We start from the raw sequence: 9881 nt of genomic DNA, 5'->3' as shown, positions 1-9881 counted from the left end.
AACCTCTTCCGCTTGAGGCGGCTCGATGTCCAGCCACCGCAGCGCAGCTTGGGCGTTCGTGATCATCGCACTGATCGGCTGGTTGACCTCATGCGCGATCGAGGCCGCGATCTGGCCAAAGGAGGCGACGCGATTGGAGTGCGCCAGCTGCGTCAGCAACTCCCGGCAGCGCCGCTCGCTCTCGCGTCGCAATTCGGCGTTGGCCGCTTTCAGGGCGCGATTTTTTTGATCCAGTATCGCCAATAGCTCCGCGCGGCTGTCGGCCAGCGCCCGTGCGGCTCGAGCTTCGGCGGCTTCGAGCTCCATGTTGTGCAGTTTCGCGCGGATGCCGCGGTTATCGTCTTCGAACTGCTTGCGTCGCAGTTGCGCACGCACACGCGTCTGCAGCACTTCCAGGTCGCTGGATTTCTGGACGTAGTCGTCGGCTCCCGCTGCCATCGCGTCGAACATCGTTGCACGATCCTCGAGCGCTGTCAGCATGATGAGCGGGATGTCGCGCATTACGGGCGCGGCCTTGATACGCTGGCACGTCTGTCGACCGCTGAGCCCAGGCATCATCAGATCGAGGACGATGCAGTCGATGGAGCGCTCGGCGAGCAGCTCCAGCGCTTCTTCACCGGAGCGGGCGGGAACCACCTCATAGCTTTCGTCGCGCAACATGGCTGTCACTTCGGCGAGATACGTCGCGCTGTCATCCACAACGAGAATGCGTTTGGGGCCGTGTGTGCTGCCAGGCTCGTCGCTAGTGCTCGTCTGCGCATTGCGCAGCACCGCAGCGAGTCGCGCCACGACTAGCTCCATCGCATCTTCCTTACGCACGAAAGCATCGGCGCTCGCCTCCAGGGCGGACAACTCGGCATCACGATCGTCGAAGCCGGTCGTGAGCAGCAGGCAAGGCACGTGGTGCAGCGCCGAATCGAACCGCAAGCGTCGGATCATGGTGGCGCCGTCGAGTCCATGGAGGACGCTTGCGACCATGATGGCAACAGGTCGCTCGGCGGCCGCGACGCGCAGCCCCTCCTCGGCGCTGTTCGCTGTGCGCACGCGATACCCGGCTTGCTCAAGTGCGTCGCTCAAGGCCTGGCGGTAAGCAACGCTGTCGTCGACAACAAGGATGGGGGGGCTCCCCACCTTGGCCCCGGCCCGCCTCGCTTGCAGCAACTCGCGCGACTTGGCGACGAGGGCGCTGCGGTCGTATGGCTTCTGGACGTACTCATCAGCACCCATGCACAGCCCGTTTAAGCGTGTTGACACTTCTGGCGCCGTGGAAAACATCAATACGATCGCATCTTGGCTGACCGATGCGCGCACAGCGCTCAGCAGATCCACGCCGTCGCCATCGGGCAGCACTGTGTCGAGCACGACAACGTCCGCTGCGGTGCCAGCCAGTGTTTCGCGTGCCGACTCGGCAGTGGGGCAGAGGAGGGTACGAAAGCCACTGTCCTGAAACGCTTCCTGGAGGTCCATGCGGACGGTGAGGCTGCTGTCGACGATCAATACCGTGTCGATCATGTCTCTCCTCCCGGACCGGGCGTCGTCGCTGCGGCCAGCGTAGGCCCGATCTCGCCGAGCGGTAACACGCGTTGCGCTGCCCCGATCAACACCGCCTCGCGAGGCATGCCATAAATCAACGATGTCGCCTCGTCCTGCGCGATGGTCAGTCCCCCGGCACGACGAATCTGCAGGAGGCCTGCGGCGCCGTCGCGCCCCATGCCCGTCAGCAGACACGCCGCCGTCGCGGCACCGCACTCGCTGGCCAATGATTCGAAGAGATAGTCGATCGAGGGACGGCAGGCGTGACGCTCGGGGGCTTGCATCAGGCGCAAGCAACCGTCACTTACCATCAGGTGCCGAGCCGGCGGGGCCATCAACACTCGGCCGCACGCCGCGGCGAGGCTCTCACCGCCTTGCGCATAAGCCACGCGGTGTGGTGTCTGTTGCTCGAGCCACTCAGCGAACGCCGTGCCAAAGCGTTCGTTGATATGCAGGACCATGAGCACCGGCACGCACACCGGAGACGGCAAGGCGCGCAGCACGTCGACCATGGCGCTGGGGCCGCCGGTCGACGCGCCAATCGCAATCAGCTTGCAGCGCGGCCAGCCCGACGCACGCAAGGCGTGGTGGCGCGCATTGACGCGGGCACGCAGGTGGGTGACCACCCTGATGCGCGAGACCATCTTGACGCTGGAAATCAGACGCCGCTCCCAGTCGCCTTCAGGCTGGTCGCCGTTTGGCTTCTCGAGCACATCGACAGCGCCGGCTGCCAGCGCATCGTAGGTTCTGAGCAGTTCGCCCCGATTGAACGACGACGATATGATGAGAATCGGCGTTGGAAAGTACGCCATGATGTGTTCCGTAGCGGCGAGCCCGGTCATCCGTGGCAGCATCATGTCCATGGTAAGGACGTCGGGCCGCAATGTCCGGCACAAATCGATGGCCAGCTTGCCGTTGCCCGCTTCGCCCACCACTTCGAGTTCGGGATCTTGCGCCAGCACCTCGCATAGCCGCTTGCGTACGGTAATGGAATCTTCGACAACGAGCACGCGCAGCTTCGTCATGGCGATTGCACCAGTTGCTGAACGCGTTCCAGGAACTGCGTCTGCACGAATTCGCTTTTGACGATGTAAGCCTGCGCGCCCACCTCTTCGCCTCGCTGCCGGTCTTCGGGTGACGAGCGCGACGTGATGAGGATGGCCGGCACATCGTGCAGCTCGGGATCGGCGCGCACTCGCTCGATGAACGTAAATCCATCCATGCCAGGCATTTCCACGTCGACGAGGAAAAGCCCATAGCGATGGCGCCGCGCCTGATCGAGCGCTTCTTCGGCGGACGCCACGGTCTGCACAATGTAGCCGGCCGATTCGAGAATGCTTTGTTCCAACGTGCGCGTGGTGAGCGAATCGTCGATCACGAGCACTGCAGCACGCGAGCGCTCGGGCTGCTTGATCGGGAGGCCGGCGTTCTGCGCTTCTCTCACAAGACCTTCGGGGTCGAGCACGATTTGCGCGTTGCCTTCCACGTCGAGCGAGACGCCCGCAACCGCATGCGTGGCAAGGGCTAACTCAGGCAGAGGGCGCAGCACCACGCTGGCGGTGCCGAGCAGACGATCGACACCAATCGCTGCAAGGGAGTTCTCGCCCCGGACAATGACGGCGGAGCCGAGCCTGTGGTCTCTGCGCGAGGGTGCTGCCGGCTGCAATATGCGCGACAGCGGCATGAACGGAATGACTTTCTCATCGTGGACCACGGCCTCGCCCTGCGCCGTCCTTGCGATTTCGTGCGCGCGTAGCCGCAGCGTGCGCGTGACGGAATCAAGCGGTATGGCTGCGACCCCGCCCGCGGCCTTCACGACCAACGTTTCGATCGAAGCGATCGGCAGTGGCACGATCAGTCGCACCGTCGTGCCCTGTCTTGTCGCTGTCTGCACCGCCACGTCACCTCCCAAACGCTCGACGGCATCTCGTACCACGTCCAAGCCGATCCCCCGGCCCGCGACTTCCGTGACGGCGGTGGCAGTGCTGAGCCCGCCCCGCAGCAGCAATTGGAGTAGCGCCTCCCCACTGAGTCCTTGCGTGGCTGCCGGGAGCCCGCCCCTGCGCTGCACGGCGTGCCGCACGGCATCGAGATCGACGCCGGCGCCGTCGTCGGTGCAACTAAACACGATATGCCGGCCTTGTCGCGCAATCTCTACGACGACACGGCCTGCAACCGATTTGCCCAGTGCGATGCGCTCGCCCTCAGATTCGATGCCATGCGCCACGGCATTGCGCACCATTTGAAGCAGCGCACTCTGCGCGAGGCTCAGGACCTCGGCGTCCAGCCGTACATCGCCGCCTCGCCCCTCAAAATTGACTCTCTTGCCCAACGTCCGTGCCGCATCGCGCGCGGTTCGTTCGAGCGCCGTGAAGATCGCCGAGGCGGTGATGAGCCGCAGCCGCTCGGCCGCGTCGCGCACTTGCCCGATTTCGCGTTCCATCCGGTCCACGCCGATGGCTAGTCCCCGGTCAAGGTCGCGCAGGGCGGTACGCAACTCTTCGGCCATCGATTTCGAGGGGCTCCCAGCGAGCCGTTCCACGCGAGCGTGGCGCGGCGACATTTGCTGCACCAGCAACTCGGCGAGGTCACGCGCGCGCTCCGCAGCATTCTGGCTGCGCCGCAGTGCGGCGATCTGCGTGTGCGTCTGCGAAATGCGGATCAGCAATGCGTCCATTTCGGTAATGTCGACGCGCCCCGTGCGCAGTGCCTCTTCGATGGTCGGTTTGCCGGACTTCGGTGCCTCTACATCCGCCACAGGCGTGAGTGCCGCGACGTGCGTGCCAATGTCGTCGAGCAACTGCAGCATGGCGTCGATAGGCTCACGCGGCACGGCATCCGCCCCCTCGCGCAACGGCGCGAGAATGTCTTCGATTGCGTGCGCATGGTCGGCGATCTCGCCTTGCCTGACGATTCGCGCCGCGCCTTTGAGTGTGTGCGCGAGGCGCAGCAGCCGCGGTACCGCCTCCTGATCCTCCGCGCGCTTCTCCAGGCCGAGAACGCCCCTGTTCAGCTGCTCGACCAGCTCGCGTGCTTCGACTCGGAAATAGCGATAGGGATCTTTGGACATGTTCTTAGCCTGCGGGCTGATGCTGCACCAGACGCAGCAGCTCCTTCGACAGGCCCGCCAACCGCGATGCCGTCTGGAAGGTCTGTTGCGAACTGGCCTCGGTCTCTCTGGCCGCCTGTGCCGTATTGGCGATGGCCAGATTGACCTGCTCTACGGCCGTCGTCTGTTGCTGCGTCGCCAAGCTGATTTCACGGGCAGACTCCGTGGTGGTTACCACCAAAGCGGCAATCTGCTTGAACGTCGTGGCCACCTCGGCAAACTGGCGGGAGCCCGTGTCGACAGCTTTCCATGCCGTCTCGGTCGCCATCACGGTGGTGTTGACGGCCCCGCGTACATCGTCGATCAGGGTACGAGTCTCCTTCGTCGAACTGGCGACACGGTCGGCCAGCTTGCGGATTTCGTCGGCTACAGCCGAAAAGCGCCTGCCTGCATCCCCCGCGCCTACGGCCTCGATCGTCGCGTTGATGGCGAGGATGTTGGTCTGCTCAGCGAGCTCGGACACGATGTCGAGCACGGAGCCGATTTGCTGCGATTTCTTGCCAAGCTCGAGCATGTGGGTCACGACCAGATCCACCTGCTGACGAATGCCGGTGATCGATTCGTTGGCCTGCAGCACGGTGCCGTCGCCGGATTTGGCCGCAGTGGCCGATTCTTCTGCGACCGTCGTCACCCGTTGCGCACTGCCGGCGATTTGCCGCGCGCTCGCCAGCAGCTCGGTGACGGTGGCGGTGATTTCGGTCATCGATGTGGAAGACTCGCGTGCCGCGGTTGCTTGTTCGTTGGCGGCCGTTTGCAAGTCAGTCGCGGAGCGCTGAACGTGCTGCACAGCCGCCGTGACCTTGTTGGCGAGCGATCGCGTCAGGCCAAAGCCAACGGCCGTCACGAAGAGCAGGGATAGCAGGGTGCCCCCGACGATAGTGCGGCGTGCGCCGCTCGATGCGGCCTCGACCTCCTCAGCGCGCTGCTTCAGGATGGCGTTTTCCTCGGTTTTGATCTCGTTGGTCAGCCGGTTGAGTTCGTCCATCAACCGCTTGCCTTCGCCCCGCTGGATAAGCTTGGCGGCCGGCTCAAGGCCCGCCTCCCGGCGCACGTCGATCCCTTCCTTCAGATGGTCGAGCCGCTCTTGCACAAGCGGCTCTGCGGCGGCGAGGCGCCTTTGCTGATGCGGATTGTCGGCAGTCAGCTCGCGCAATTCCTGGAAAGACTTGGGCACTGCGATTATTGCCCTCCGATAGGGGTCGAGATAGGGGTCTTCGCCGGTGATGATGAAGCCGCGCTGGCCAGTCTCAGCTTGCCTCAGGCCGCTGATCAATTCGTCTACATCTCGGAGTACCGTTTGGGTGTGCGCCACCCGGTAGCTGGTTTGCGTGAGCATGTCGATACTTCGATACGCGACGGAGCCGATGCCGACAAAAAGCAAAAATAAAACGGCGAAGCCGGCGGCGATTTTCTTTCCGAACGTCCACATAGCCCACCCTTCTTATTTCGTCTAAGCAGTGCCCCGTTGCACCATGGTCTCGATCGTCTTCAGGATTGAGGCGATGGATACCACTGGCCGGGCCAACCCTTCTGCGTCAATTACCTCGAGCACATGCTGCCGCGTTGGCGCTGTGCTGCTCCGCTGCGCGCCGGCATGGCACGCAAGTCGCAGGTGACCCTCGAACGCGTTGAATGCAAGCGCGACCGGCCGGGTGGCGGCGATCACCAGCCAGCGCGGCACGTCCGACGCGGGGTAGCCGAGCAGCGCTTGCAAGTCGTACACGGGAACGATCACACCGTGTGACGCCGTCATGCCCAGCAGCTCGGATAACGGGGTTGGAAACTGAGTCAAGGCAGCAAGCGGGAGCAGGCTCGCGATATCGGCCAAGCGAATGAGATGCAGATCACCGCCGAGCCTTGTCTGAAGAAAGTCCTCGTGCGGCTTGGCGTCAATATGCGCGGGCTCAGCAAACGAACGATCGAAGGCCTGGCGCAGTTGCGTGGCCGTGCGATATTCGCCGCTCACGAGACGCCCCCGATGGCCCGCAGCTCGGTGCGACACAACCCGAGCAAGGCACTACGATCGAAACCGCCGCCGAACAGCAGCAGCCGCGACGCGTCCTCGCGCTGCAGCAGCACCATGGCTTGTTGGAGTTCGCGGCGCATCGCATCACGATCCCCTGCGCGTCGGGCAAGCAGGCCAAGGTGCAAACGCGGCATCGCGAAGGCGGGGTCCAGGTAAACCGCCACCTGGTCACAGTCGGCCGAGCCGGTGTAGTCACCGCAACCTTCGCGACAGAGCGCGAGTACGTAGTGCGCCCCGGCATTCAATCCATCGATGCTCAGCAAGCGATGGCAAGTCTCTTTGGCCTCCTTCAGTTGGCCGCGATGCACAAGAAGCACCGCGTGCAGCAAAAGCATGTCCGGATCGCGAGTCGATTCGCTCGGCAAGGCCTGAACCAGCCCGAGTGCGTCCGCAAAGCGTTCCTGCCGGAAGAGGTCTAGGGCGCGTCCAAGATGCGAGTTCTGCGCTGCATCCGGGCGAGGGCCACTGCGCGGCTGCGTCGTCAGTGCGCGGACGCGCGCGGTGGCCTCGCCGATCGCTTCTACCCAGCTCTCGCCGCGATCGAGGGCTCTCGCGGTGAGCGCCGATGGGTCAGCCGCGGTGGCCGGCGCGTGCGCTTGTGCTTGTGCTCCGATGTCGGGTTGCTGCGCAACCTTGCGCTCATAGTAGAACGTCCCATGCGTGTGCCGCAGATGGAAGTCTTGCGACAGATTGCGCAGCGTCTCCGCATGTCCGAGGAAAAGCACGCCGCCCGGCGTGAGCGAACGGGCAATGCGGGCGACTGCGGCTTGCGCGGCTTGCGGCGCGAAGTACATGAGCACATTGCGGCAGAACACCACGTCGAAGCTGCCTGACCTCCAGAAGTTGGCGTCGTCCGCGTTCAAGTTGCGCTCCTCGAATGTCACTGCGGCGCGGATGGTATCGTCGAGCGCGACCTTTGACCCGATTGGACGGAACCAACGGTCTCGCATTGCAGCAGGCGTTTCGCGCAGGCTCCAGGCGGTGTAGTGCCCGCGCCGCGCCTTTTCAAGCATCGCCGGGTTCACGTCCACGGCGTGAATCGACAGCTGCCACGACGCATCGGGCAGCAACCCATAGAGCGCCATCGCAATCGAATAGGGCTCCTCCCCCGAGGCGCAGCCTGCCGATAGAATGCGCACGCATCGGCGAGCTGCTTGAGCGCGCAGGCGTTCGGGCAGCACCTGCTCCTGCAGCGCGCGCAACTGGTCGCTGCTGCGGAAAAAATAAGTCTCCGGGACAGTCAATTCTTGCGCGAGCGCAGTCAACTGGTCCGGTGCAGCGCCATATTCAAGTTGTGCCAGATAAAGCTCGCCGGCCTGATGTGCGGACTCAATGCGTCGGCGCAATAGATCCTCGAGCCAACCCTGTCTCGTGTCATCGAATTGGAGTCCGAGCCGACGCTCAATGATGGCTCTGAAACGATCCAGGAGGCTGGAATTGACTGGTGTGCTCATGGCTGTGCGCCCTCGCAAGCCGGTCGCACCACTTCATCGGGCACGAAGCGCGTGCTCTGCAGTACCAGCAGCAGCTCGGCATCGAGTAGACCGATGGCCGCGATCACATCCGATGCGGCTGTATGCATTAAAGGGGGCAGTGCAACTAGCGATTCCGGTGCGACAGCGCGCACCCCCGCAACATGGTCTACAGCCAATGCCACGCGACGGCCGCCGGCATTGACGATCACGAAGCGTTCCGCCTGTGCGCTGTCTGCGCCCAGCAAGCGACCCACGTCGACGACTGGCAACGGCTCACCGCGAATCACGGCGAGTCCCAGGACGAAGGGCGGTGCGTCCGCCACTGGCTCGATCGGCAGCGCGCGCAGCGTCTCGACCACATGCTCAAGCGGCAACGCGCACAGCCGCGTCTCTACTCGGCAGACGAGTAAAAGGGCTAGGTTGCTGTCGTCCATAAGGCACGTCGACGCTTGTCAAATTGCAACTACCGATGAGGCCGACCGTAGGTTGGCTTGATCATCATCTCAGGGTTCGTACGCCATTTGGCGACGGCGCACGCACCTGTGAGGTATTAGCGTAAGCATTGTAGGCTTCTCGCTCTATCGCAGCTAACCCCAGTGCGGTGCGCGTCTTTTCGGGGCGCCTTCTTGAAAAGGGAGGGAACACGGGCCGCGAGAGAACGGCGCCGGACGGTGACCTACGCGCTGCATGCCGGCCAAGTCATCGTCGAGCCGGGGGCGAAAAGATGAGCGCAGGCAAGCCGATTTGCGTCTGCGGTGGGGGCTGGGGCAGGAAACGCGGGCTCGGCTCTAGTCAGTCACGAGCACGCAATCTAGTGAACCAAAGTGACAGGCTTGGTCGTCACGAGGCATAACCGGGCAAGCAAGCCCAATCTGCGAAAGAAGCCGAAATGGCTGGCGTCAATCACGACGACGTCGGATTGTGTCTTTGCGGCATAAGAGGCAATCACTTGTGCACCGTGACCGAAGACACGCTTCCATTTATACGGAACGCCTGCGTCCTCAAGAACTTTGCCTGTTCGTACCAATGCGTCGAGCATCGCACGCTTCTCGTTGCGGCGCAGGGTGCTGGGGGAGTGAAATGCCGCAGCACGCCCTTCGTCGACGGGGGCGAGCACTTCAAGCAGCGTTACCTCGAACGCGCAATGTTCCCGATACAGAAAGGCGGCGTGGCGGGCAGCCTGCATGGCGCCGTCGTGATCAACTATGGGGATCAGCAACCGTAACATTGAGTAGTCGGATTTCACCGTCAAGGAGATGTATTCACCTTAGCAGCAGACATGTAAACGCGCCGAAAAACCGATACGCTGGACATGTCAAAATTCCGTTAACGCGGGATGCGAGCGATGCGAGGGGCAACATTGCGGGGCGCCATGCGCCCTTGGCCATCGGCTGAAGACAAGCCCACATAATTCAATGTCGGCCTAGACTCTAGCAGGCATCTTTACCCACACGAATAATCCATGAACAACATGCGTGCTTTGCGGGCTTCGCAATCATCAAGTCCCACCGGTGGAACGATAGCGCTGGCGCTCGCCGCGCTCGGCATTGTATTTGGCGATCTTGGCACCAGCCCCCTCTATGCTTTACAGGCGTCGTTCGGCGGCACACTTGGGGTGGCGTCGACGCAAGCCAACGTGATTGGCATCGTCTCATTGTTCCTGTGGTCGCTGATCCTGGTGGTCAGCGGCAAGTACGTGCTGGTGCTGATGCAGGCCGATAACCGCGGCGAAGGCGGG

General features: G+C 63.2%; 9 protein-coding genes. 1 reads left to right on the top strand and 8 read right to left on the bottom strand.

Translation table 11 applies throughout. The annotated features are described in order from the left end of the window. From VL598_RS16955 to VL598_RS16920, 8 genes are all read right to left on the bottom strand, one after another. Positions 1-1512: response regulator (locus tag VL598_RS16955; RefSeq protein WP_325327887.1), on the bottom strand; the 1512-nt coding region annotated here is incomplete at its 3' end. Further along, on the bottom strand, positions 1509-2558 hold the full coding sequence (gene cheB, locus VL598_RS16950; protein ID WP_325327886.1) for a chemotaxis-specific protein-glutamate methyltransferase CheB: 1050 nt from the start codon (positions 2556-2558) through the stop codon (positions 1509-1511). The genes VL598_RS16955 and cheB, both read right to left, overlap by 4 nt. After that, on the bottom strand, positions 2555-4603 hold the full coding sequence (locus VL598_RS16945) for a hybrid sensor histidine kinase/response regulator (protein ID WP_325327885.1): 2049 nt from the start codon (positions 4601-4603) through the stop codon (positions 2555-2557). The genes cheB and VL598_RS16945 overlap by 4 nt, the downstream gene beginning before the upstream one ends. Before the next feature lie 4 nt (positions 4604-4607). Further along, positions 4608-6071, bottom strand: a complete 1464-nt coding sequence (locus VL598_RS16940) for a CHASE3 domain-containing protein (RefSeq protein ID WP_325327884.1) — start codon at positions 6069-6071, stop codon at positions 4608-4610. A gap of 21 nt (positions 6072-6092) precedes the next feature. Beyond that, a complete protein-coding gene (locus VL598_RS16935) occupies positions 6093-6608 on the bottom strand; it encodes a chemotaxis protein CheW (RefSeq protein WP_325327883.1) in 516 nt (171 codons plus the stop codon). Further along, a complete protein-coding gene (locus VL598_RS16930; RefSeq protein ID WP_325327882.1) occupies positions 6605-8122 on the bottom strand; it encodes a protein-glutamate O-methyltransferase CheR in 1518 nt (505 codons plus the stop codon). Before VL598_RS16930 ends, VL598_RS16935 begins: the two co-directional genes overlap by 4 nt. Further along, positions 8119-8577, bottom strand: a complete 459-nt coding sequence (locus VL598_RS16925; RefSeq protein WP_325327881.1) for a chemotaxis protein CheW — start codon at positions 8575-8577, stop codon at positions 8119-8121. Before VL598_RS16925 ends, VL598_RS16930 begins: the two co-directional genes overlap by 4 nt. A gap of 377 nt (positions 8578-8954) precedes the next feature. After that, positions 8955-9389 carry a universal stress protein gene (locus tag VL598_RS16920; protein WP_414718743.1) on the bottom strand — a complete coding sequence of 145 codons (435 nt, stop codon included), beginning with the start codon at positions 9387-9389 and terminating at the stop codon, positions 8955-8957. Between the two features lie 216 nt (positions 9390-9605). On the opposite strand from VL598_RS16920, the gene VL598_RS16915 reads away from it, so the two are divergent. After that, the coding region (locus VL598_RS16915; RefSeq protein WP_325327880.1) for a KUP/HAK/KT family potassium transporter at positions 9606-9881 on the top strand (276 nt) is incomplete at its 3' end.

Source organism: Trinickia sp. (assembly GCF_035492435.1).
In the GTDB taxonomy this organism is placed as follows: domain Bacteria; phylum Pseudomonadota; class Gammaproteobacteria; order Burkholderiales; family Burkholderiaceae; genus Trinickia.
Note: the sequence above shows the minus strand (reverse complement) of the source record. Positions and strands in the feature narration are given on the sequence as shown.